At 73.4% G+C, this 23,043-nt stretch carries 22 protein-coding genes and 1 tRNA gene; 8 read left to right on the forward strand and 15 right to left on the reverse strand.

Features of this window, described 5'->3' with window-relative positions; translation table 11 throughout:
- Positions 1 to 218: 218 nt before the first annotated feature.
- The 4 genes from LCD35_RS06650 to LCD35_RS06665 form a co-directional block, all read right to left on the reverse strand.
- Positions 219 to 980: a BTAD domain-containing putative transcriptional regulator gene (locus LCD35_RS06650; RefSeq protein WP_224957070.1), complete on the reverse strand. Its 762-nt coding sequence runs from the start codon at positions 978 to 980 to the stop codon at positions 219 to 221.
- 116 nt (positions 981 to 1,096) lie between these two features.
- Complete coding sequence (locus LCD35_RS06655) at positions 1,097 to 2,578, reverse strand: hypothetical protein (RefSeq protein WP_224978364.1); 1,482 nt, start codon at positions 2,576 to 2,578, stop codon at positions 1,097 to 1,099.
- A gap of 58 nt (positions 2,579 to 2,636) precedes the next feature.
- Positions 2,637 to 3,989 carry an L-lysine 6-transaminase gene (lat, locus tag LCD35_RS06660; RefSeq protein ID WP_225043907.1) on the reverse strand — a complete coding sequence of 451 codons (1,353 nt, stop codon included), beginning with the start codon at positions 3,987 to 3,989 and terminating at the stop codon, positions 2,637 to 2,639.
- Between the two features lie 141 nt (positions 3,990 to 4,130).
- Positions 4,131 to 4,622 (reverse strand): MarR family winged helix-turn-helix transcriptional regulator, encoded by a 492-nt coding sequence (locus LCD35_RS06665; RefSeq protein ID WP_224960207.1) that lies wholly within the window; start codon positions 4,620 to 4,622, stop codon positions 4,131 to 4,133.
- 45 nt (positions 4,623 to 4,667) lie between these two features.
- Here LCD35_RS06665 and LCD35_RS06670 point away from each other — a divergent pair, with 45 nt between their 5' ends.
- Entirely contained in the window at positions 4,668 to 6,248 is a 1,581-nt protein-coding gene (locus LCD35_RS06670) for an FUSC family protein (RefSeq protein WP_225043908.1), read from the forward strand.
- Here LCD35_RS06670 and LCD35_RS06675 read toward each other — a convergent pair whose 3' ends face one another.
- Positions 6,249 to 7,385, reverse strand: a complete 1,137-nt coding sequence (locus tag LCD35_RS06675) for a CdaR family transcriptional regulator (protein ID WP_224967876.1) — start codon at positions 7,383 to 7,385, stop codon at positions 6,249 to 6,251.
- Positions 7,386 to 7,573: 188 nt separating this feature from the next.
- Here LCD35_RS06675 and LCD35_RS06680 point away from each other — a divergent pair, with 188 nt between their 5' ends.
- Together LCD35_RS06680 and LCD35_RS06685 are read left to right on the forward strand one after the other, a co-directional pair.
- Positions 7,574 to 9,370, forward strand: coding sequence for an FAD-binding dehydrogenase (locus LCD35_RS06680; RefSeq protein WP_225043909.1), 1,797 nt, complete (start codon positions 7,574 to 7,576; stop codon positions 9,368 to 9,370).
- A 62-nt stretch (positions 9,371 to 9,432) separates the two neighbouring features.
- Positions 9,433 to 10,557, forward strand: coding sequence for a cysteine desulfurase family protein (locus LCD35_RS06685; protein ID WP_224967878.1), 1,125 nt, complete (start codon positions 9,433 to 9,435; stop codon positions 10,555 to 10,557).
- Between the two features lie 514 nt (positions 10,558 to 11,071).
- Here LCD35_RS06685 and LCD35_RS06690 read toward each other — a convergent pair.
- The 5 genes from LCD35_RS06690 to LCD35_RS06710 all read right to left on the reverse strand — a co-directional run bounded on the left by LCD35_RS06690 (position 11,072) and on the right by LCD35_RS06710 (position 15,147).
- A tRNA-Ala gene (locus tag LCD35_RS06690) sits at positions 11,072 to 11,144 on the reverse strand.
- Between the two features lie 76 nt (positions 11,145 to 11,220).
- Positions 11,221 to 11,943: a gephyrin-like molybdotransferase receptor GlpR gene (gene glpR / locus LCD35_RS06695; RefSeq protein ID WP_255614452.1), complete on the reverse strand. Its 723-nt coding sequence runs from the start codon at positions 11,941 to 11,943 to the stop codon at positions 11,221 to 11,223.
- Positions 11,944 to 12,302: 359 nt separating this feature from the next.
- Positions 12,303 to 12,965: a GNAT family N-acetyltransferase gene (locus LCD35_RS06700; RefSeq protein ID WP_224960231.1), complete on the reverse strand. Its 663-nt coding sequence runs from the start codon at positions 12,963 to 12,965 to the stop codon at positions 12,303 to 12,305.
- 8 nt (positions 12,966 to 12,973) lie between these two features.
- Positions 12,974 to 14,197 (reverse strand): gephyrin-like molybdotransferase Glp, encoded by a 1,224-nt coding sequence (glp, locus tag LCD35_RS06705; RefSeq protein ID WP_224960215.1) that lies wholly within the window; start codon positions 14,195 to 14,197, stop codon positions 12,974 to 12,976.
- A 41-nt stretch (positions 14,198 to 14,238) separates the two neighbouring features.
- Complete coding sequence (locus LCD35_RS06710; protein ID WP_224960217.1) at positions 14,239 to 15,147, reverse strand: UTP--glucose-1-phosphate uridylyltransferase; 909 nt, start codon at positions 15,145 to 15,147, stop codon at positions 14,239 to 14,241.
- A 37-nt stretch (positions 15,148 to 15,184) separates the two neighbouring features.
- Here LCD35_RS06710 and LCD35_RS06715 point away from each other — a divergent pair, with 37 nt between their 5' ends.
- From LCD35_RS06715 to mscL, 4 genes are all read left to right on the forward strand, one after another.
- Positions 15,185 to 15,802: a 5-formyltetrahydrofolate cyclo-ligase gene (locus LCD35_RS06715; RefSeq protein WP_224960220.1), complete on the forward strand. Its 618-nt coding sequence runs from the start codon at positions 15,185 to 15,187 to the stop codon at positions 15,800 to 15,802.
- A gap of 101 nt (positions 15,803 to 15,903) precedes the next feature.
- The gene (locus LCD35_RS06720; protein WP_224960222.1) at positions 15,904 to 16,245 is read left to right on the forward strand and encodes an FmdB family zinc ribbon protein; all 342 of its coding nucleotides are present in this window, start codon (positions 15,904 to 15,906) and stop codon (positions 16,243 to 16,245) included.
- A 201-nt stretch (positions 16,246 to 16,446) separates the two neighbouring features.
- Positions 16,447 to 17,235 carry a Flp pilus assembly protein CpaB gene (locus LCD35_RS06725; RefSeq protein WP_225043910.1) on the forward strand — a complete coding sequence of 263 codons (789 nt, stop codon included), beginning with the start codon at positions 16,447 to 16,449 and terminating at the stop codon, positions 17,233 to 17,235.
- Positions 17,236 to 17,318: 83 nt separating this feature from the next.
- Entirely contained in the window at positions 17,319 to 17,810 is a 492-nt protein-coding gene (gene mscL / locus LCD35_RS06730) for a large conductance mechanosensitive channel protein MscL (protein WP_224960226.1), read from the forward strand.
- 24 nt (positions 17,811 to 17,834) lie between these two features.
- On the opposite strand, the gene LCD35_RS06735 is transcribed toward mscL, so the two are convergent.
- A complete protein-coding gene (locus tag LCD35_RS06735; RefSeq protein WP_224960228.1) occupies positions 17,835 to 18,005 on the reverse strand; it encodes a hypothetical protein in 171 nt (56 codons plus the stop codon).
- Between the two features lie 211 nt (positions 18,006 to 18,216).
- Here LCD35_RS06735 and LCD35_RS06740 point away from each other — a divergent pair, with 211 nt between their 5' ends.
- Positions 18,217 to 18,549 (forward strand): antitoxin, encoded by a 333-nt coding sequence (locus LCD35_RS06740; RefSeq protein WP_224960230.1) that lies wholly within the window; start codon positions 18,217 to 18,219, stop codon positions 18,547 to 18,549.
- Between the two features lie 112 nt (positions 18,550 to 18,661).
- Here the strand turns inward: LCD35_RS06740 and LCD35_RS06745 are convergent, their stop codons facing one another.
- The 4 genes from LCD35_RS06745 to LCD35_RS06760 all read right to left on the reverse strand — a co-directional run bounded on the left by LCD35_RS06745 (position 18,662) and on the right by LCD35_RS06760 (position 22,869).
- On the reverse strand, positions 18,662 to 19,162 hold the full coding sequence (locus LCD35_RS06745; protein ID WP_184476585.1) for a molybdenum cofactor biosynthesis protein B: 501 nt from the start codon (positions 19,160 to 19,162) through the stop codon (positions 18,662 to 18,664).
- A 200-nt stretch (positions 19,163 to 19,362) separates the two neighbouring features.
- Positions 19,363 to 20,802, reverse strand: a complete 1,440-nt coding sequence (locus LCD35_RS06750) for a S1C family serine protease (RefSeq protein ID WP_224967882.1) — start codon at positions 20,800 to 20,802, stop codon at positions 19,363 to 19,365.
- A gap of 148 nt (positions 20,803 to 20,950) precedes the next feature.
- Positions 20,951 to 22,027: a galactose-1-phosphate uridylyltransferase gene (galT, locus tag LCD35_RS06755; protein ID WP_224962889.1), complete on the reverse strand. Its 1,077-nt coding sequence runs from the start codon at positions 22,025 to 22,027 to the stop codon at positions 20,951 to 20,953.
- Positions 22,024 to 22,869 (reverse strand): DeoR/GlpR family DNA-binding transcription regulator, encoded by an 846-nt coding sequence (locus LCD35_RS06760; RefSeq protein WP_224962887.1) that lies wholly within the window; start codon positions 22,867 to 22,869, stop codon positions 22,024 to 22,026. The genes galT and LCD35_RS06760 overlap by 4 nt, the downstream gene beginning before the upstream one ends.
- Positions 22,870 to 23,043: the final 174 nt, after the last annotated feature.

The raw sequence follows: 23,043 nt of genomic DNA on the forward strand, positions 1-23,043 counted from the left end.
ACTTCTGGGAGCAGGTGCGCGAATCCGACCCGGACGCGGGGGGGGCCGCCCCCCCCCGCGCCCCCGGGGGCCGCCCCCCCCCCCCCCCCCCCCCCCCCCCCCCCCCCCCCCGGGGGGGGGCCCCCCGCGCCCCCCCCCCCGGCGCGGCGGGCGGCGAGCTCCATCCCCAGCGGAGCCCGTCGCCCACGGACACCCGCGGGCGTCCGGGTCCACCCCCGTCAGGCCCGCACGTGGTCGCCGAGCACCGGGCGCACCAGCTCCCGCAGCCGCCGCGACGGTTCGATGCCCAGCTCCCGGTCCAGCAGCTGCTCGTACCGCCGGTAGTGGCGCAGGGCCTGCGCCGGGTTCGACTGCTTGAGCAGCACTTCGACCACCGCGCAGTGCGCGGTCTCGCGGAACGGTTCGACGACGGTCGCCGCCTGCGCCACTTCCAGCGCGGTCGCCAGCTGGCTCGACTGCACCAGCCGCTCCGCGGCGATCTCCAGCGCGTGCACCTGCAACTGCTGCAGGCGCTCCCGCTCGGCCAGCACCCAGTCCTCGTACCAACCGGGCAGCAGCTGGTCCTGCCGGGCGAGGGTGTGGCCGATCGCCGCCCAGTCGGCCACCGGTTCCTGCCGCAGCAGCCGCTGCCCCGTGGACGTCAGCTCGTGCACGTCCACCGACACCTGCTCCCCCAGCCCGATCTCCGGCCCCCCGCCGACGATCGCCCCCTGCACCCGCCTGCGCACCCGCCACAGCGTGGTCCGCAGACTCGCCAGCGCGCTCTGGTCGTCGTTGCCCGGCCACAGCGTGCCCGCCACGAGGTCGCGCTGCGTCCGCCCGCGCAGCGCCAGCAGCGCCAGCAGGCGCTGCCCGTTGCTGGAAACGGCCACTCCCGCGCCGTCGCAGTGCAGCGACCACCCGCCCAGCAGGGTCAGCTGCAGCCGCGGCGCGGCTTGCGGTCTCGGGAGCGGGATCGGGCGCGCAGGTCCCTCGCTCATGGTTCCCCCCTTGTTCCGGCCAAGACGGGCCACACGCAGGCATGACCCGTCACCGGTGGCGTCGTGGCGGTGACGGCGCGCCGTTACACGACTACCCGGGGTGACGTTCCGGCTGCTCACGAGATGCGCAGGCCGAGCCGGTTGCGGGTCGCCGGCGCCCGGTGCCGCGGCACGTAGCGCGGGTGCTTCTTGCGGTACCAGGCACCGATCTTGCGCCCGGTGCGGATGACGAACGCGATGCCGCCGATCCACGGCAGCAGCAGCACGAACATCGACAGCACCGCCAGCACCCCGGCCAGCACGTGCCCGTTCGCGAAGCCCGCGGCCCCGCTGAGCCAGTAGTCCTGCCCGCGCTCCAGCGCCGTGCCCAGGTACCGCGGCACCCGCACGAACAGCAGCGCCACCGCCAGGAACAGCACCGGCACCACGACCGCGACCCAGCAGGTGACCAGCAGCCGCACCCGCGGCCGCAGCGCCTCCCCGGCGGACTCGCCCGGCTGCTGCTTGCCCAGCGCCTTGCGCACCATCGGCCGCACCAGTCCGAACAGGTTCGGCACGCCCACCAGGTCGCCGAGGATGTAGTAGCCGTCCATCCGGATCAGCGGCAGCAGCTGCTGCAGCATCTGCATGTGGCTGAGCACGATGAACACCGCCAGCGGTGGGAAGTGCGTCGCCCAGAACAGCGCGGCCACCGCCAGGATGTAGATCGCGTTGAAGTACAGCCCGCCCAGGTCGGTGCGCAACCGGCCCGCCCGGTTCAGCCGGTAGGCGTCGGTGACGTTCGTGTAGAACGCCGGGAAGATCAGCAGGATGCCGACGCCGATCGCGCCCGGCTTGCCGCCGCCGTAGTGGCAGGCCGCGGCGTGCCCGGTCTCGTGGAACAGCGTGGAGCTGATCAGCAGCACGATCAGCGCCAGCACCTGCACCGGGTCGCCGACCGCCGAGTGGAACGCCGGGTCCAACGCGCCGGAGGCGACCAGCACCACGTCGGCCACGAGCATCCCGGCCAGCACCGCCACCACCAGGATCGGCTGGAACAGCGGCGCGAGCACCGCGGCCAGCGGCCGCACCACCTTCGCGGGCAGCAGCACCCCGCGCAGCGCCAGCGCCAGCAGCGGGTCGGCGCGCGGCGCGTTCGCCACCGGCTCGTCCAGCGCCGCCACGCCCAGGGCGTGCAGCTTCTCGGCGACCAGGTAGCCGATGCCGAGCGGCGAGATCTCCCGGCCCGCGGCGGCGCTGACCCGCGCGGCGATCTCCCGGAGGTCGCGACGGCCGTCGATGTGCGTGGTCACCTCGTAGAGCAGCTCCGACACCAGCACCATCTGGCCGTCGGCGCGGGCGATGAGGAAACGCGGATCGGTGTACCCGGCGCCTTCGTACCGGCCGCACAGCGAGACCCCCGCCGCGAGCTGCGGCACGGCGTGCTCGTCCACCTCGGCGGTGGCGGCGGCTTCCGGGGCCTCGGGCTCGGGTGGTGGCGCGTCCCGGTGGGTGGCCTGCGCTGGCACCGGGGGCGAGCCGGTGCGGCGTCGGCTCCGCGGGGTGGACGAGGCGGGCTCGGCGGGTGCGCCCGGCCCGACCTGGGTGGTTTCTGACATGGTTCCCCTCCAGGAAAACCGGCCGGGGGCGGGGGGGGGCCCCCCCCCCCCCGGCCGGTCAGCCGAGTTCGGCGAGGGTGCTGCGCAGGGCGGCCACGGCCTCGCTGATCTCCTCCGGGGTGACCGACAGCGCCGGGCGGAACCGCAGCGCGTCCGGGCCGGACGGCAGGAACAGCGTGCGGTGCCGGTCGCGGGCCGCCGCGATCGCCGCGTCCCGCAGCGCCGGGTCGCGGAAGCTCACCGCGCACATCAGGCCGCGCCCGCGCGCGGAGCCGATCAGCTGCGGGAACTCGGCGGCGAGCGCGCCCAGCTCGCCCAGCAGCAGCTCGCCCATCCGGCGGGCGTTCTCGAACAGCCCGTCCCGCTCGGCGACCTCCAGGATCTTGGTGGCCCGGACCATGTCCACCAGCGATCCGCCCCAGGTGGAGCTGATCCGGCTGGGCTCGCGGAAGGCGTTGTCGGCGATGTCGAGCACCCGGCGCCCGCCCAGCACGCCGCACACCTGCATCCGCTTGCCGAACGCCACCAGGTCCGGTTCCAGGCCGAGCTCCTGGTGCGCCCAGACCGAGCCGGTCAGCCCGCCGGTCTGCACCTCGTCGGCGACGGTGAGCACGTCGTGCGCGCGGCACAGCTCCTGCACCGCGGTGAGGAAGCGGGGCCGCAGGTGCCGGTCGCCGCCTTCGCCCTGGATCGGCTCGTAGACGAAGCAGGCGACCTCGTGGCCGTGCCGGCGCAGCGCGGCCTCGGCGGCCTCCAGCGCGGTCCGCTCCTCCGGCAGCAGTTCCGGCTCGTCCCAGCGCGGCCCGGGCTCGACGGCGGGGCTGGGGATGCGCGGCCAGTCGAACATCGGGTAGTCGCGGATCTTCACCGGGTCGGTGTTGGTGAGCGACAGGGTGTACCCGCTGCGGCCGTGGAACGCCCGTTCCAGGTGCAGCACGCGGCTGCCGCGGACGGCGATGCCGCGGCTCGCGTTGTGCTTGGTCTTCCAGTCGAAGGCGACCTTGAGCGCGTTCTCGACGGCGAGCGTGCCGCCGTCGATGAGGAACAGCAGCGGCAGTTCCGGCACGCCGGCGACGCGGCGGAACGTCGCGGCGAAGCGGGCCTGCTCGACGGTGGCGAAGTCGGGGTTGGCGGGCTTGACCCGCGCGGTCCGCAGCAATGCCGCCTCGAACTCCGGGTCCCGCAGGTCGGGGTGCCCGTGGCCGAGCGGCGCGGAGCTGAAGAACATGGTCATGTCGAGGTATTCGGTGCCGTCGCGCAGGTCGCGCAGGCGGCAGCCGTGCCCGGAGTCGAGGTCGACCACGATGTCGAGCAGGTCCCCGGTGACCCGCTCGCGCAGCGCCGGAACCACCTGGTCGGCGTCGGTCGTCGTGGTGGGATGGTCGAGAACGGCTTCCTGCTGTGCGGTCATGTCAGCCTCCTCGTGCGTCGTGCGGTCGCTGTAGCGCCCGTCACTAGTCACGAAAATTATGACCATGGCCCCGGCCAGATCACAATAATATTTTGATATCCAACCTCTTGACGAAAGATTTTCTTTCGCTCGCGGCGGTGTTCACCCCTCGACCGCGTGCAGCAGGTCCGCGAGCCCGCCGGCCAGCGATTCCCGCTGCCGCGCGGTCAACCCGGACAGCAGCGCCTGTTCGGCGGCCATGACCTGCGGGAACACCTCGTCGATCAGCTCCTCGCCCGCGGCGGTGATCCGCACCCGGGCGCTGCGCCGGTCCCGCTGGTCGGTGGTGCGCTCCAGCAGGCCGCGCTCGGTGAGCTCGCGGAGCCGCTTGGTGGTGGCCGCACCGGAGGCGACGGTGATCTCGTTGAGCCGCCCCGGCGTCACCGCCACCCCGCCGCGGCGCAGCGCGCACAGCAGGTCGAACTCGGCCCGGTTGAGCCCCGCCTCGGCGATCGTCACGTCCAGCCGCCTGCGCAGCACCGCCGCCGCGCGCAGCACCCGGCCGATCACGTCGATGCTGGTGGTGTCGACGTCCGGGTGCAGGTCGGCCCACTGCGACCGGGCCGCGTCGATGAGATCCGGTGTCCGCTTCATCGCGCCATCGTTTCACTAGTAAACTACTTTTCCTACACTGGTGTTATGCCCGGAACCGTGCTCACCCGCAACCTGCCCGACGCGTACCGGTTCCGGCTGCACGGTCCGTTCCTCTGGCCCGCCGCCCGCACGCTGCTGGCGATGGCCGTCCCGCTGGTCCTGCTGCTGCTCACCGACCGCCTCGACCTGCTGCCCGCCGCCGTGTTCGGGGCGCTGAGCAGCGTCTACGGCCGCGCCGAGCCCTACTACCGGCACGCCAGGACGCTCGGTGCGGTGGCGGTGGGCATGGTGCTCGCCGTCGCCGTCGGCGAGCTGATCGCGGTGTACGCGGGTGGTACCCCGGCGCACGAGGTGGTGGCGCTGGCGGCCACCGCGTTCGTCGGAGCCGCGGCCACCGTGATCTGCGCGGCCGTCAAGGTCGGGCCGCCCGGCGGATTGATCTTCGCATTCGCCGCCGGGGCGTGCGCGCACCTGCCGCTGACGACCGCCGACCTCGGCCCGCACCTCGCCGTCGCCGCGCTGTGCGCCGCGTTCGCCTGGACGGTGAACGTCGCGGGCGCCGCCGTCATCGGCCTCACCCCGCAGCGCCGGGCCGCCGCCACCGCGCTGAACGCCACCGCCACCGCGCTCGCCGCGCGCACCGACCTGACCGCGCGGCACCAGGCCGCGGTGGCCGTCGACGCCGCGTGGAACGGCCTCGCGCTCGTCGGCGAGCGGCACCGGGACACCGCCGAACACCGCGACCTGGTACGCGCGGTGCACGCCTGCGAACTGCTGCTGACCCCCGGCGCGCCCGAGATCACCCGCGCCGAGCTGCTGGCCGCCGCGGTCGCCGCGGCGGCGGGCGAACCGCTGCCCGAACTGCACCCGGCGGGCGGCGGTGTGCTCGCCCCGCCGCCCGCCTCCCGCTGGCCGGTCATCCGCGACGTGCTGCGCGCCGCCCTCCGGCCCCGCCGCGGCGGGTCCTGGCTGCTGCCGCACGGCCTCCGCGTGTTCACCGCCGCGCTGCTCGCCGGGACGATCGCCGACCTGCTCGGCTTCGGGCACGCCTACTGGGCGGCGGTGTCCGCGGTGTCGGTGCTGCAGGCCACCAGCACCGCCACCTCCGTCCCGCGGATGCTGCAACGCGTCACCGGCACCGTGTTCGGCGTGCTCGTCGGCGCCGCGGTGCTCGGCGCGCAGCCGACGCTGTGGGTGCTGCTGGTCGTGCTCGTGCTGCTGCAGTGGGGCGCCGAGATGACGGTGACGATCAACTACGGCCTCGGGCTGCTGTTCGCGACCCCGGTCGCGCTGCTGGTCAGCGCGCTCGGCACCCCCGCCGACCCGGGCGCGCTGGCCGCGAACCGGTTCTGGACGACGCTGCTCGGCGCCGCGGTCGCCGTCGCCGCCGCCTGGTCGCTGCCCAACCGCGCCTGGCTGTCCCGGGTGCACACCGCGCTGGCGCGGGTGCGGGCGCTCAGCACCGCCGAACCCGTGCACCCGCCGGCGCTGCGCGGCGCCCTCGTCGAGCTGCACGAGGCCTACGAGCAGGCGGCGGGCGAGATCCGGCCCGCGCTGCTGCCCACGGAAGCGCTGCTCACCACCTCGCGCGCGGCCTACGCCCGGCTGGACGCCCGCCGCGCCTGATCACCGCCCGAGCCAGGTGCGCAACGCCCACCAGGTGCCCGCGGTGTCCACCACGTGCGACCGGTCCGCCCGCGGCGCGTCGTGCACCCCGGTCCCGGTGAGCTCCGCCAACCGCTCCAACCGGTAGCGCACCGTGTTCACGTGAACGTGCAGGGCGTCCGCCGCCGCCCGCACCCGCCTGCCGTGGTCCAGGTAGCACAGCGCCGTCCCCGCCAGCTCCCGGTGGAACGCGTTGCCCGGGTCGAGCGCGCCCAGCAGCTCCCCGGCCACGGTCGCCGCCAGCTCCGGCTGCGCGGCCAGCGCCGCCTCCACCGCCAGGTCCGCCACCATCCGCACGCCCCGATCACCGGAGGCGGCAGCCACGCCGAGCGCCCGCACGCACGCCGGGTACGCCCGGCCCACCTCCGCCAGCGGCAGCGCCGGGGAGCACACGAACAGCGCCTCCTCCCCCGGCAGCGGCGACAACCGCCGCGCCAGGCCCGCCAGGCGGCCCTCCACCAGGCCGAACACCCCGTCCAAGCTGCGCTCCACGCCCCTGGCCAGCACCGGATCGGTGATCTCGGTGACCACGCAGTGGTAGCGCTCCGCCCGGCTCAACCCGGCGCGCTCCAGCTCCGCACGCCCCGGCAGGTCCCCGGACGCGAACAGCGCCCCCAGCACCCGCGCGTGCAGGTCCCACACCGTGCGGGACAGGTCCAGCTCGGCCGCGCGATAACCACCGACGATGTCCCGCTCGGCGGTGGCGACGTAGTGGTCGACGACCACCACCAGCTCCAGGATCACCGCATCGGCCACGCCCATCCCGCGCGCCAGCTCCACACCGGCCCGGACCAGCTCGGTGCGACCGGCGTACACCCCGCGCAGCAGCGAGGCGATCGGCACCCCCTGCAACGCGCGGTCCGCGCCCAGCGCGCGGGCCACCGACACCCCGGCCGCGTCCTGCGTCCCGCCCCGCGCCAGGTGCGCGGTGCCGTCGACCAGCAAGGTCGCGACGTGCCTGCGGTTCTCCTCCTCCGGCAGCCGCGCCACGTCCGGTGAGCCGCGCCGGGCCGCCGCGGCGACCCGCGCCACGACCTCCTCGTCGGCGGCCAGCGCGGTCATCACCCGCAGCGCGATCGCGGTCATCCGCTCGTCCATGAGTCCTTCGAGACGTCGTCGTGCTCGTTGTGCCGGGGTACAACGCGGCCGCCCGGGGTTGGACGGCGACCTCTACCGGCGCCGGGCGGGCATCTGGTTCGCTCTCGACTACTGGAAAGTAACAAAATTCCCGGCCGGTTCGAGAAGATCACCACCCGTTCGCCGACCTCGATGTGGAGGACTCGCCGATGAGTTCGTCAGCAGACCGCGGAATCCCCCGCCGCGACGTCCTGGCCGCGGGGAGCGCGCTGGCCGCGGGCGGTGCACTGGCCGGCATCGCGACGTCCCCCGGCAGCGCGGGCGCGGCACCCGGCGCCGACGCGGACGCCATCGTCGTCGGAGCGGGTCTCGCCGGGCTCGTCGCCACCGCCGAGCTGGTCGCCGCCGGGCGCCGCGTGCTGCTCGTCGACCAGGAACCGGAGGCGAGCCTCGGCGGCCAGGCGTTCTGGTCCCTCGGCGGGCTGCTGTTCATCGACTCCCCCGAGCAGCGGGCGGCGGGCATCAAGGACTCCCTCGAACTCGCCCGCGCCGACTGGTTCTCCACCGCGGGCTTCGACCGCGGCGTCGACGACCCGGCGGGCGAGGACCACTGGGCGGCGCGCTGGGCCGAGGCCTACCTGCAGTTCGCCAACGGGGAGAAGCGGTCCTGGTTGTCCGGGCTCGGGGTCTCCTGGGTACCGGTCGTCGGCTGGGCGGAGCGCGGCGGGCAGCTCGCCGACGGCCCCGGCAACTCGGTGCCGCGGTTCCACCTCACCCTCGGCACCGGCCCCGGGGTGGTGGAACCGTTCGAGAAGCTGGTGCGGGAGGCGGCGGCCGACGGCAAGGTCACCTTCCGGTTCCGGCACCGCGTCGACGAGCTCAGCACCACCGGTGGCGCCGTGGACGGCGTGCGCGGCGGCGTGCTCGAACCCAGCGACGCCCCGCGCGGCACGCCCAGCTCCCGCACCGAGATCGGGAGGTTCGAGCTGCGCGCGCCCATCGTGATCGTCACCTCCGGCGGCATCGGCGCGAACCACGACCTGATCCGCGCCAACTGGCCGTCCCGGCTCGGCACCCCGCCCGAACGCCTGATCACCGGGGTTCCCGCGCACGTGGACGGCCGGATGCTCGGCATCTCGGAGGCCGCGGGAGCCCGGCTGGTCAACCGCGACCGGATGTGGCACTACACCGAAGGCATGATCAACCACAGCCCGATCTGGCCCGGGCACGGCATCCGCGTCCTCGCCGCCCCGTCCTCGCTGTGGTTCGACGCGAACGGCCGCCGCTTCCCGAACCCCGGCGTGCCCAGCTACGACACCCTCGGCACCCTCGAACTGATCCAGCGCAGCGGGCACGACCACTCCTGGTTCGTGCTCAACAAGCGGATCATCGACAAGGAGTTCGTGCTGTCCGGGTCCGAGCAGAACCCGGAGCTCACCCGCAAGGACCTCGCCGCCTACCTGGCGAGCCGCCTGTTCAACGACACCCCGCCGCCGGTCAAGGCGTTCCTGGACGACGGCGAGGACTTCGTCGTCGCCGACGACCTCGACGAGCTGGTCGCCGGCATGAACCGGCTCGCCGGGGCGGATCTGATCGACGCGGCCGAGCTGCGCGCGCAGGTCGAGCTGCGGGACGGGCAGGTCGACAACCCGTTCACCAAGGACCTGCAGATCATGGGCGTCCGGAACTCCCTGGCCTACATCGGCGACAGCCTGGTGCGCACCACCCCGCTGCACAAGATCCTCGACCCGGCGGCGGGACCGCTGATCGCGATCCGGATGAACATCCTCACCCGCAAGACCCTCGGCGGGTTGCAGACCGACCTGTCCGGCCGCGTGCTCGGCACCTCCGGCGAACCGGTCCCCGGGCTGTACGCGGCGGGCGAGGTCTCCGGGTTCGGCGGCGGTGGCGTGCACGGCTACCGGGCGCTGGAGGGCACGTTCCTCGGCGGCTGCCTGTTCTCCGGCAGGCAGGCCGGGCGCGCCGCGGCTGCCGAGAGCGCCTGAGCCGCGGCCTGCGAACCTGGGCGCCACGGCGAAGGATCGTGGCGCGAGCACCGGGAGGGCGGATGACCGACGACGCGATCTACCTGGACCACAACGCCACGACGCCGATCGCGCGCGAGGTCGCCGAGGCGATGTGGCCGCACCTCACCGAGGTGTTCGGCAACCCGTCCAGCACGACCGCGCAGGGCCAGCGGGCGCGCAAGGCCGTCGAGCACGCGCGCGAGCAGCTCGCCGCCCTCCTCGGCGCGCACCCCGACGAGATCGTCTTCACCTCCGGCGGCACCGAGGCGAACAACCTCGCGATCCGGGGCGCGGCCGCCCTGGCCCGCACCGAGCTCGCGGTGACCTCCGCCGTCGAGCACCCGGCCACGACCGCACCGCTGGCCCACCTGCGCCGCCACCGCGGCTGGCGGGTGGACCAGCTGCCGGTGGACGCGCAGGCGCGCATCGCGCTGGACCGGATGCCACCCGGCGAGGTCGGACTGGGCACGCTGGTCCTGGCGCACAACGAGACCGGCACCGTCCAGCCGGTGCGCGGCTTCGCCGAGGAGATCCGCTCCCGAGGTGGGCTGGCGCACGCCGACGCGGCCCAAGCCGTCGGCAAGATCCCGGTGTCCGTCGACGAGCTCGGCGTGGACCTGCTCAGCGTCGCCGGGCACAAGTTCTGCGCCCCGAAGGGCGTCGGCGCGCTCTACCTGCGCCGCGGCACCTCGATCGCCCCGGTGCTGCTGGGCGCCGGGCAGGAAGGCGGGATCCGGCCGGGCACCGAGAACGTGCCGGGGATCGTCGCGCTGGGCTCCGCCGCCGAACTCGCCGGAACGCTGCTGGACGCGGAACGGGTGCGGCAGACCCGGCTGCGAGAGCGGTTGTGGGACCGGCTCGCCGCGCGACTGCCCGGGTTGCTCCGGATCAGCCCTGCCGAGGAGGCGTTGCCGAACACGCTGCTGGTCGTCGTCCCGGGCCGGGTCGGCGCGGAGGTGCTCGCCGGTGCGCCGGGTGTCGCGGCCGCCACGGGCAGCGCTTGCCACGCGGGCACCCGCACGCCGTCGGCCGCGCTGCTCGCGACCGGGCTGGACGCGGACCTCGCCCTGGGCGCCCTGCGCCTGTCAGTGGGCCGCGGGACCACGCTCGCCGAGGTCGACCGCGCGGCCGACGAACTCGCGAACTCCGCTCGCGGCCCGGCCTGACCGTCCATCCGAAGTGGACGACGATCACCGCCCGGCGAACGAGAAGAATGCCGAAGACGCAACAACGTCCCCGGACTCCGCCCGGAGGCCGAGCGGACGGCGAACCCACCCGCGAGACCTGCGGAGCCCGTCCCCGCCCGAAAAAGGAGCCTGGAAGACGCACCGGCGTCGACCGGACTCCGTCAATGTGAGCAGGCGGGGGAACTCGCCCCACCGCGGCGAACCGCCCCATCCCACCACCGCACCGTGGGGGCCTACGGGGACTCGGCCCCCGTACGAACGAAAAAAGCCCGGAAGACGCGAATGCGTCGACCGGGCTCTTCCGTGGAGGTTGCGGGAGCTTACTCGAACACAAAACCGCTGGTCAGTGAGCAGACCAGGAACGCTCCACAACGTCAGGAACCAACGAAAAGCGACCACCGCACCGTGGGGGTCCGCGGGGGGGCGGCCCCCGCGATAAACACGCGGAACGCAAAAAGCTCGCGCTCTCCGCGAGCGCGAGCCTCCTATTGCGTGGAGCTGAGGGGAATCGAACCCCTGACCTTCTCGATGCGAACGAGACGCGCTACCAACTGCGCTACAGCCCCTTGCCTGAGTGCTGTTGTAGCTTAGCAGGGCCCCAACAGCACTCCGCACACCCCCCTCCCGAAGGGGGCGCGGAACCTATTCGCCCACCGCACGGCGGTACGGCTGCCAGGTCCGCTCGTCGAGCTCGTCGAACATCGGGTCCTCGTCGTCAATCTCCACGACGACCGCTCCGGTGTTGCGCGGAGCCGGACCGCGGGGTGCCTCGAACTCGTCCCGCTCGTCGTACTCGTCGAGCGCGGGCTCGCCGTACTCCAGCTCGTCGTCCTCGTCCTCTTCCTCCCGCAGCGCGGACATCCGCGCGAGCCTGCGCTCCCGGATGTCCTGCTCGATGCGGACCTGGCGGCGCAGGTAGGTGAGGTAGCCGACGATGGCGAGGTCCACGACCGCGTGCAGCCACCAGGCTGCGGTCCACGCGAGCGCCGCGACCAGCGCGGTGGCGATCGCGGTGAGCACCATCGCGATCGTGATCCGTTGCCTGCGGGCGTACTTGGTGCGGGCCGCGAGCGCCGCGGCCTCCGGGTCGTAGCCACCTCGGCCGGGCCGGTAGCGGCGTCCGGCGCGGACGTCGTCGCTGTGCACGCGGCGCCGCTGGTCCTCGTCCTGCTCGTCGACCTCGTCGTACTCGTCGATCTCGTCGCGGTCGTCGTCCTCGTGCCGGTCGGTGTCGGCCATGCCGTACGCCTCCTGCGCCCTATCCGTTCCGCCGGTCACGGACCGATCGCTTCCCCTGCGAACCACGCGCGCCGCCAGTGCCGAGTCCGTCGTCTTGGACACTTCCTGCCGGCGACGGGCGAACATCGGGACCAGAACCACCAACCACGCCGCCGCAAGCGCCGCGAAGATCAAAGAACTGGGCACGCCTCGCCACCTCCCCCTGGCTGCCTGCCGCACACTGCTGCGACCGCCACGCTAGCCACTTCTGTCACATCTGTCTCTGAGCCACGCCGTTCCGATTTCGTTTCGTCCTGAAGGCAGAAAAACGCACGGGCGGCATCAGGGAAGGGACGCGATGCCCCGGCGTGTCGGCCTCCACGCGCCTGGGAACAGCGGAAATACACTCGGACGAGGGACGAGGCGTCGAGGCGCGGTGACGGAGGTCTCGGCCCCGGTGAGCACCGCTCCCGGCCGCTGGGTGCGGCGAAGATCTCCCGATCGGGTCAGGCGTACCGGGCTCGTCCGCTGCGGACCAGCGCGGCCGCGGCCCCCTCCGGCCGGTCCTCGACGGTGAGCCCGTAGACGTAGTGGTCCCGCCACGCGCCCTCGACGTCGAGGTAGCGCTCGAACAGCCCCTCGCGTCGGAACCCGGCCTTCTCCAGCACCCGCACGCTCGGCGAGTTCTCCGGCCGGACCGTCGCCTCCAGCCGGTGCAGCCCCGCCGGACCGAAGCAGTGGTCCACCGCCAGCGCCACCGCCGCGGTCGCGATCCCGCCCCCGGACACGTCCTCCGCGACCCAGTAGCCGATCCACGCCGAGCGCAGCGCGCCGCGCACCACGTTGCCGACCGTCAGCTGCCCGGCGAACCGGCCGTCCACCGAGATCGCGAACGGCAGCGCCTGCCCGCGCCGCGCCAGGCCGCGCAACGCGCTCCACTGCGCGGGCCAGGCCAGCACCGCGTTGCGGTCCCGCCAGTCGCCGACCGTCGTCGGCTCCCAGCGCTGCAGGTACACCCGGTCCCGCAACCGCAGCCCGCTCCACGCCGTGGCGTCCCGCAGCCGCGGCGGACGCAGCTCGACCGCGCCCGCGGGCACCAGCAGCGGCCCCGGTCGCGCCGGCCAGCCGGGGTGGCGGGACGGGAAGAGCGGCTCGGCCTCCTCGGACATCGAGCGGGTCACGCCCGCTGGGACAGGAACCGGACCTGGACGTCCTCGCCGGTGCCGACCTCGGTGACGTCCTCGTCGACCAGGATCAGGCAGTTCGCCTCGGCCAACGACGCCAGCAGGTGCGAGCCGGAGGTCCCCAGCGGCTGGACCAGGTAGGAGTCGGTCTCCGGGTCGCGCAGCAGCTGCCCCCGCAGGAAGCCGCGGCGGCCCGCGGTCGAGGTCACCGGCGAGAGCAGGTTCGCCGTCACGGTCCGGCGGTGCGGGTTGCCGCGGCCCAGCGCGGAGCGGATCAGCGGCCGCACGAGCACCTCGAAGACCACCAGCGCGCTCACCGCGTTGCCGGGCAGCAGGAAGGTCGGCACCTCGTCCGGCCCGAGCCGACCGAAGGCCTGCATGGAACCCGGCTGCATCGCGACCCGCGTCGCGTCGAGCTCGCCCAGGTCGCCCAGCGCCGAGCGCACCTCGCCGCCGAGCGCCCCGCCGACCCCGCCGGAGATCACCACGATTTCGGAGAGCAGCAACCGGCCCTCCACGACCTCGCGCAACCGCTTGGGCTCGGTGCTCACGATGCCCACCCGGGTGACCTCCGCACCGGCGTCGCGGGCGGCGGCGGCCAGCGCGTAGGAGTTCACGTCGTAGACCTGCCCCTGCCCCGGGCTGCGGTCCACGTCGACCAGCTCGTCGCCCAGCGACAGCACCGAGACCCGCGGCCGCGGGTGCACCAGCACCTTGTCCCTGCCGACCGCCGCGAGCAGCCCCACCTGCGCGGACCCGATCGCCGAGCCGCGGCGCACCGCGAGGTCGCCGGTCTGCACGTCCTCGCCCGCGCGCCGCACGAACGCCGCCGAGGGCACGCCCTGGCGGACGGTGACCTTCGCCGGGTGCTCGTCGGTGCGGTCCAGCGGCACCACGGCGTCGGCCAGCGTGGGCAGCGGAGCGCCCGCCGTGACCCGCACCGCCTGACCGGGTTGCAGCCGGCGGGGCTGCCGGGAACCGGAGGTGATCTCGCCGACCACCGGCAGCACCGGCGTCCCGTCCCCGGCGTCCTGCACGTCGACGCTGCGCACGGCGTAACCGTCCACCGCGGCCTGGTCGAATCCGGGAAGTGCCTGACCGGCCACGATCTCCTCGGCGCACAGCAGTCCCTGCGCTTCGGAGATCGCCACCCGCACCGGCGCGGGCCGCACCGCGGCGGTGAGGACACGCGCGAGCTGTTCGTCCACTGACCTCATGGCACTCGACCTCTTCCAGGTGGAGCCGAGGCCGCTCGCCGTCAGCTCCTGTTCAGCCGTTCACCGAGCCAGTCCCGCAGACCAGGCCCGTACTCGGGGTCGTCCAGGGCGAAGTCCACCGCAGCTTTGAGGAAACCGCCAGGATTTCCCAAGTCGTGTCGCTTGCCGCGGTGCACCACCACGTGCACCGGGTGACCCTCCGAGATCAGCAACGCTACGGCATCGGTGAGTTGCAGCTCACCTCCGGCACCGGGTTCGATCCGCTTGAGCGCGTCGAAGACCGCCCGGTCGAGGAGGTACCGACCGGCGGCGGCGAGGCTGGAGGGGGCGTCCGCCGGCGCGGGCTTCTCCACCATGCCGCGGACCTGCTTGACGTCGTCCTCATCGGTGTCGGCGACGTCGAAGACGCCGTACGAGGAGACCTCGTCGTCGGGCACGTCGAAGGCGCAGAGCACGCTGCCGCCGTGGCGGGCGCGGGTCTCGGCCATCTTGGCGAGGACGCCGCGGGGCAGCACGAGGTCGTCGGGCAGCAGCACGGCGACGGCGTCGTCGGCGTCGGTGAGGTTCTGCTCGGCGCAGCTCACCGCGTGCCCGAGGCCGAGGGCCTCCTCCTGCAGCGCGGTCTCGGCGGCGATCAGCTCGGGGGCCCGGCGCACCTTGGCGAGCTGGGCGTCCTTGCCGCGCTCGCGGAGCGTGCCCTCCAGTTCGGGCGCCGGCTGGAAGTAGTCGGTGACGGCCTTCTTGTCCGGGGAGGTCACGATCACGAGGCGTTCGGCGCCCGCTTCGGCGGCCTCGGTCGCCACCAGTTCGATCCCCGGGGTGTCCACGACGGGCAGCAGTTCCTTGGGCACGGCCTTGGTGGTCGGCAGGAACCGGGTCCCCAGGCCCGCGGCGGGCACGATGGCGGTGCGGAACGCAGCGTTCGCGGGGTTGCTGGCAGCGCTGTTCATGACTTGGGAGCCTATCGGTCGCACCTATGGTGGAGCTGTGACCTCGCTGGGAGAACTACGGCAATCCAAGTCGGAATGGCGCCGCGTCCTGGAAGAACGCAGGAGGACCATCGACGAGACCACTCGATCAGCGGAGGCCGGGTCACTTCGTTCGGCGGCGCTGGGCTGGGCCGAGCGGTGCAGCCCGCGGGTGGTCGCGGCGTACGTCCCGGTGCGCGGCGAACCCGGGTCCACGGCGTTGCTGGACGCGCTGCGGGCGGCGGGCTGCCGGGTGCTGCTGCCGGTGGTGGTCGGCGCGATGCCGCTGGACTGGGCGGACTACACCGGGGCGGATTCCCTGGACCAGGCCCGCTACGGGCTGCTGGAGCCGAACGGTCCGCGGCTGGGCGCGGCGGAGCTCGGGGCGGCCGACGCGGTGCTGGTGCCCGCGCTGGCGGTGGACGAGCGCGGGGTCCGGCTGGGCCGGGGAGCCGGGCACTACGACCGGTCGCTGCCGCTGGCGGATCCGGCCGCGCGGCTGATCGCGGTGGTGCGGGACGCCGAGTTCGTGGCGGAGCTGCCCGGCGAGGAGCACGACGTCCGGATGCACGCGGTGATCACGCCTGGTCGCGGGCTCGTCGCAGTCGGTGGCGGTGGCGGCGGGCACGCGGTGTGACCTAAGCGTGTTTGCGCTGGGCACCTCAGATGGCGCATCATCGTGTTGGCACTCTGTCCATTCGAGTGCCAATACCATGAAAAGCCCGGAGGTTGACGGCCGTGCCCACCTACCAGTACGCCTGCACCGAGTGCGACCACCGATTCGAGGCGGTGCAGTCCTTCAGCGAAGACTCGCTGACCGAGTGCCCGCAGTGCACCGGTCGGCTCCGGAAGCTGTTCAACGCGGTGGGCATCGTGTTCAAGGGCAGCGGGTTCTACCGCACGGACAACCGGTCGAACTCCGGCTCGTCCTCGACGTCCACCTCGTCCTCGTCGTCCGGGGACTCCGGGTCCGGTTCGTCGAGCTCGTCCTCGGACTCGTCGTCGAGTTCCTCGTCGTCCTCCGCTTCCTCGTCGTCCTCCTCGTCGAGTTCCTCCTCGACCACCGCCGCGGCTTCCTGATCCGTTCCACGCCGGTTCCCGAGATCGCCGATCGCTGTCGCAGTCGGCGATTTTTTCTGCGTTGACCACGGCTTCACCCCCTTCCGCGGCGGAGTTGTCCACAGGCCGGCGATCCATCCACAGATTCCGAACTCGACCCTGTCCGCGCTGCCCGCGCTCTCCTAACGTCGATCTCAGGCGATGGCGGGCGAGGAGGGGACCATGAGCGGTGGGCGCGGAGGCTCCGGAACCACGGGGCCGCGGGAGAACGGCGGAACGGGCAGGGGCGAATCCGGTGCTCATGGCCGGCGCGGCGGGAACACGCGCCGCTTCCGGGCGCGCGGACGGCGGCGCACCGGCCGGGACCTCGGGCCGACCGCGCGGGAGCGGTTGGCCGCGCTGCTGCCGCGAGCTCCGGTGGCGCGCGGCTCCGGCCTGCTGCTCGCCCGCCGGATCGCGGCCGTCGCGCTGTTCGTGCTGGCCGGTGCGCTCGCACTGCTGCCCGCCACCGGCAGCCAGGTGCGGGTGGTGGTGGCGGCGCACGACCTCGCTCCCGGCAGGCCGCTCGACGCCGCGGACCTCCGGCACCGCGACCTGCCCGCCGACCTGGTGCCGTCCGGGGCGCTGCGCGATCCGGCCGCCGCGGTGGGCCGGGCGCCCGGCGGCGCGGTGCGGGACGGCGAACCGCTCACCGACGTCCGGCTGGCCACCGCACCGGAACGACCACCGGAGGTCGCGGCCGCACCCGGACAGGTCGCGGTGCCGGTGCGGCTCGCGGATCCCGGGGTCGGCGACCTGCTGCACCCCGGGGCCCGAGTGGACCTGGTCACACCCCAGGAACGATCCGGTCCCGGAACGGTGCTCGCCGAGCGGGTACCGGTGCTGGCGGTGCACCCCACCGGAAGCGGCGCGGACCAGGGACGACTCCTGGTCGTGGGCGTTCCGGAGCAGCGCGCTGCGGCGGTGGCCGGAGCGTCGTTGATCCATTCGGTGACCGTTACGCTCCGCTGAGCAGCCGCCGGGACGCGCTCCCGCGGCTCCCCCTCCCGTCCGGGACCGACCCGGGCACGTCGAGTTCAACGAAGGAGAGTGCCGTGCTCAAGGGCTTCAAGGACTTCTTGATGCGAGGCAACGTCATCGACCTCGCGGTCGCGGTCGTCGTCGGCAGCGCGTTCACCGCGCTGGTCACCGCGGTCACGACCAGCGTCATCAAGCCCGTGATCGCCGCGGCAGGCGGGGCGAACGTCCGCGGGCTGTCGTTCCAGATCATCGACGGCAACGAGGCCTCGGTCATCGACTTCGCCGTGGTGATCAACTCGATCATCACGTTCCTGATCACGGCCGCGGTGGTCTACTTCCTGTTCGTGATGCCGATGCAGAAGATCCAGGAGCGGCGGAAGAAGGGCAAGGAAGAGGGCCCGGCCGACCCGACCGACGTGGAGCTGCTGCAGGAGATCCGCGACCTGCTGCGCCGCGACCAGGGCCTGCCCGCGGTCAAGGGCCTCGCTTCCGACGACGAGACGACCGTGGGCGCGAACGCCTCGGTGTCGGCGCAGAGCGGCAACGGCGGCGCCAGCAAGAACTGACCCGCGAGCGGTTCCGGGCTCCCGTCAGCCGCCGTGGTGCGGCGGGCGGTTCTCCCGGTACCAGCGCTCGGTCTCCCGCTGATCACCTTCCCGGCGGTCCGGCCCCTCGGAACGCTCGTCCGAGGTGGTCTGCGGGAGCACCTCGCCGAAGATCTCGGCGAGGCGGCGCCTGCGCTGCCGTTCGGTCTCCGTCATGCCTCCATCGTCCCCCCATCCCGGGGATGCGCGGACTCCGGATGCCGTGGGCCGCTTCCTCCACCAAGATCGTGGTGCGACCATGGCCGAGCACCCGGGGACTTCCCGGTGACGGCCGGGACGAGCCGGTGCCCACCGGTTTCGCGGCCGTGACCGGCACGGCCACCCGCTCCCGGCCACCCGCAGCGGCACGGCCACCTGGAGGCAACGGATGAGTTTCCTGGACAAGGCGAAGGACCTGGCCAACCAGGTCAAGGACAAGGCGGGCGAGCTCGCCGAGAAGGCGGGCCCCAACGCCACCAAGGGTCTGGACGCCGCCAAGACGAAGCTGGACAAGGCCACCGGCGGCAAGTACCACGACCAGATCGAGAACGTGAGCAGCAAGGTCGAGGGCGTGCTCAACAAGCAGCAGTCCTCCGGCGGTTCCGCCCAGCAGGGCGGCACCGGCTCGACCGGCACCGGCTCGGACCAGCAGCCCGGTGAGACACCGCGCAAGCCGGACGGCGACGGCCCGGCGCAGCCCGGCGGGACCCCCTCGGCCTGATCCGGCACCGGCGGGCCCCTGAGGTCCGCCTGGCCGACCGCGCGGCGGAAGCACGAGCAGAGCGGTGGCGGCACCCCGGAGGGTGCCGCCACCGTTGTCGTCCGGTTCCGGGTCAGGCCTGTTCGAGCCCCGACAGCTGCTCGATCACGTGCGTCACCAGCGGCGACAACGTCGCCATCCCGTCCCGCACCGCGGCCCGGGATCCGGCCAGGTTGACCACCAGCGTGCTGCCGGACACCCCGGCCAGCCCGCGGGACACCCCGGCGTCGACCGCTCCCGCGGCCAGCCCCGACGCCCGCAGGGCCTCGGCGATGCCGGGCACCGGCATGTCCAGCACCCCGGAGGTGGCGTCCGGCGTGACGTCCCGGGGCGAGACCCCGGTGCCGCCGACCGTGATCACCACGTCCACGCCGCCGATCACCGCGGTGTTCAGCGCGTTGCGGATGTCCACCGTCTCCCCGGCCACCGCGACGGTCCCGTCCACGATGAATCCGGCTTCCTCCAGCAGTTCGGTCACCAACGGACCGATGCTGTCCTCCTGCTCGCCCTGCGCGGCCCGGTCGTCGACCACGACCACCAGGGCGCGTCCCAGCCGCTGCGCGCTGCGTTCCATGCCGTTCACCGTAGTGGCAAGGAGTTCCGGGGGGAGATCCAGTGACTCGCCGGGCTCGACGAGCCGGGCGCGCTGCTGCTGGTTCCGGTGCGGGATGACGTGGCCGTTGCGTTCGGACATCTGTCGCGTTCTCCTTGTCACCGCGGCCCGGGCCGGGCCGTGCGGGGCTGGCCGCGGACGCGGCCGGGTGTCGTGCGGACCTACTGACCGGCGAGCACGACGTCCACCGTGCGCTCGCCGCCGTCCGCGCCGGTCAGGGTCACCTGGACCTTCTGGCCCGGCTGGTGGGAGCGGACCGTGGCGACGAGGGCGTCCGCGTCCTCGATGAAGCGCCCGTCGAACTTGGTGATCCGCTCGTCGTTCCGGATGCCCGCCTGCTGCGCGGGCCCGTTCGGCACCACCTGGCGCACCACGGCGCCGCCCCCTTGCGCGCTCTGGATGCTCACGCCGAGCGTGGTCTGGGTCGCCGCGCCGGTGTCCTTGAGCTCCTTCGCGGTGCGCTGCGCCTGGTCGATCGGGATGGCGAAGCCGAGGCCGACCGAACCGCCCTGCTCCTGCTCCCCGGACCCGGGGCTGTAGATGGCGGAGTTGATGCCGACGACGCGACCGTCCATGTCGACCAGCGGGCCACCGGAGTTGCCGGGGTTGATCGCGGCGTCGGTCTGCAGCGCGTTGAGCACGCTGTCCTGGGCGCCGCTCTGCCCGCCCGCGCGCACCGGGCGGTCCTTGGCGCTGATGATGCCGCTGGTGACGGTGCCGGAGAGCCCGAACGGCGAGCCGATCGCCACCACCGGGGCACCGACCGGCAGGTCGTCGGAGCGGCCGAGCTCGGCCGGGGTGAGACCGGTGATGTCGGCCTTCACCACGGCGAGGTCGGACTTCGGGTCGGCGCCGACGATCCGGACCGACGCGGTCCGGTTGTCGTTGAACATCGCCGTGAGCCTGCCCTGCCCGGCACCTTCGGCGACGTGGGCGTTGGTGAGGATGTAGCCGTCCTGGCTGAGCACGATCCCGGAGCCCTCGCCGGAGCCCTGCGCGCTCTGCATCTGCAGCTGCACCACGCTGGGCAGCACCTTCTCGGCGACGCCCTGCACCGAGCCCTTCGGCGCGACGCTGGCGCTGCGCGCGGGCTGCTGCTGGTCGAGGCTCGTGCCCTGGGATTCCGCGCCGGACGAGCCGAGGCGGTAGCCGACGAAACCGCCGACGCCGCCACCGACCAGGCCGATCGCGAGCGCACCGACGAGCGCGGTGGCGACGAGCCCGTTGCGCTTGGCAGGCCGGTGCTGCTGCACGGGGACCGCGCCCATCGGCTGCTGGTACCAGCCCTGCTGCTGGTGCGGCGCGCCCATCTGCGGGTACTGGCCGCCGGGAGCGCCGCCCATGCCGGGCTGCTGCTCGTAGGCGCCGTACGGCTGGGGCTGCTGCCGGGTGGCCGCGGGACCGCCGGGCGGTTCCTGCCTGCCGGGGTCGGCGTCGGGCGCGAGGCGCGGCTGCTGCTGGGTGCCGGACTGCTGCTCGAAGGCCCCGGCAGGCGGCGTGTCGCCGGTCGCCTGCGGAAGGTGGGCGGTTCCGCTGCTGTCTGCCTGCTGTCGCGGGTCTTCGGACGGTTCGCCCGAGCCGCGCTGGGGCTGGTCGCTCATGTTCCCCACTTTGGGGCATTCAGCTGAGAACCGCCTGAGACCCGCCTGTGGAGTGCCGGACGAATCCGCGCCAGTGCCGAACGTCACACCCTCGATCGAGAGCGCGACGCCCGGACATCGATCACCCGGCGTAGCGGGCGGCGGCCGATCAGAGCGCCTGGAGCCGGTCGGCGATCTGCTCCGGCGTCACGTCGTTCACCCACACCGCCATGCCCGACTCGGACCCGGCGAGGTACTTCAGCTTGTCCGCGGAACGCAGCACCGAGAACAGCTCCAGGTGCAGCCAGGACAGGTCCCGCCCGGTGCGCACCGGCGCCTGGTGCCACGCGGCGATGTAGGGCAGCGGCCGGTCGTAGAGCCCGTCGAGCCGGCGCAGCACCTCCAGGTAGGTGGTGGCGAAGTCGTTGCGCTCCTCGTCGGTGAGCGCGACGAGGTCGGGCACCTGGCGGTGCGGCACCACGTGCACCTCGACCGGCCAGCGGGCGGCGGCGGGCACGTACGCGGTCCAGTGCTCGGAGTCGACGACGACGCGGCGCCCGGAGGCGCGTTCGGCGGCGAGCACGTCGCCGAGGACGGGCCTGCCGTGCTCGGCGAGGTAGTCCTCGGCGGTGCGCAGCATCCGCTCGGTCTTGGGCGTGACGAACGGGTACCCGTAGATCTGGCCGTGCGGGTGGTGCAGCGTCACCCCGATCTCCTCGCCCCGGTTCTCGAAGCAAAAGACCTGCTCGACGCCGGGGGTGGCGGAGAGTTCGGCGGTGCGGTCGGCCCAGGCCTCGACGACGGTGCGGACCTGCGCGGGGCTGAGCTGCCCGAAGGAGGTGCCGTGGTCGGAGGTGAAGCACACGACTTCGCAGCGACCGCGCGCCGGCCCGGTCGGCACCATCGGAAGTCCGTCCACGGTGGACGGATCGGGGTCGGCGGCGGCGAAGGACGGGAACTGGTTCTCGAAGACTGCGACTTCGTAGTCGGCCTCGGGGATCTCGGTGAGGCGTCCGGGCGTGCTCGGGCACAGCGGGCACTGGTCGGCCGGCGGCTTGTAGGTGCGGGTCTGGCGGTGGGCGGCCATCGCGACCCATTCCCCGGTGAGCGGGTCGCGCCGCATCTCGGAGACGGGGGGCCGCGGCGGCAGGTCGCGGGTGTCCGCGGCCGCGCGCTCCCGCGCCGGATCGGTGTCGAAGTAGTAGATCTGCCTGCCGTCGGCCAGTTCCCGGACGGTGCGCTTCACCGCGCGGCCTCCTGATCGCTGCCGGCCTGGTCGGGGCCGGACTTGTCGGGTGCGGAATCGGCGGTGAGCACCGCTTCGGCGATCACCAGTTCGTGGACTTGCTCGGCGAGCAGCTGCCGGGCGTCGTCGGGCAGCCCGTCGTCGGTGATCAGCACGTCGACCTCGGCGAAGTCGACGATGGTGGAGATGCCGACGGTGGACCACTTGGCGTGGTCGGCGACGACGACGAGCCTGCTGGCGGCTTCGGCGAGCGCCCGGTTGGTCTCGCTCTCGTTGAGGTTGGGGGTGGTGAACCCGGCGCGGGGCGCCATGCCGTGCACGCCGAGGAACACGAGGTCCAGGTGCAGGGACCGCAGCGACTGCACCGCGACGGGTCCGACGAGCGCGTCGGAGGGGGTGCGGACGCCGCCGGTGAGCACGACGGTCCGGTCGGTGCGCCCGCGCTGCTGCAGCACGTCGGCGACGCGGACCGAGTTGGTGACGACGGTGAGGTCGGGGATGTCGTCGAGGTGCCGGGCCATGGTCCAGGTGGTGGTGCCCGCGGACAGGCCGATGGCGGTGCCGGGCCGGACGAGCGCGGCGGCCTCGCGCGCGATGGCCTCCTTCTCCGCGAGCTGGCGGACCGACTTGGCTTCGAAGCCGGGTTCGTCGGTGCTGCGGCCGAGGGTGGAGGTGGCGCCGCCGTAGACCTTCTCGACGAGGCCCTGGCGGGCGAGCGCGTCGAGGTCGCGGCGGATGGTCATGTCGGAGACGCCGAGGCGCAGCACGAGCTCGCTGACCTGCACGGCGCCGGTGCGCCGCACCTCGTCGAGGATCACTTCCTGGCGTTGGCGTGCGAGCACTCCACCCGTCCCATCCAGCCGACCCGGAGCGCTGATCCCCGGGCGGGCGCTGCGTCGGTGCGCGTCCTGTTCATGAGGATGCTGCTGAACTTGACGCGTCAAGTCAACATGAACCAACACTACCCGTGATGACGCGGCCGAAAAATCCGGGTATCGATCGAAAGCGCGCACCAA

The sequence above is a fragment of the Saccharopolyspora sp. 6V genome, from assembly GCF_020176785.1.
Classification (GTDB): domain Bacteria; phylum Actinomycetota; class Actinomycetes; order Mycobacteriales; family Pseudonocardiaceae; genus Saccharopolyspora_C; species Saccharopolyspora_C gregorii.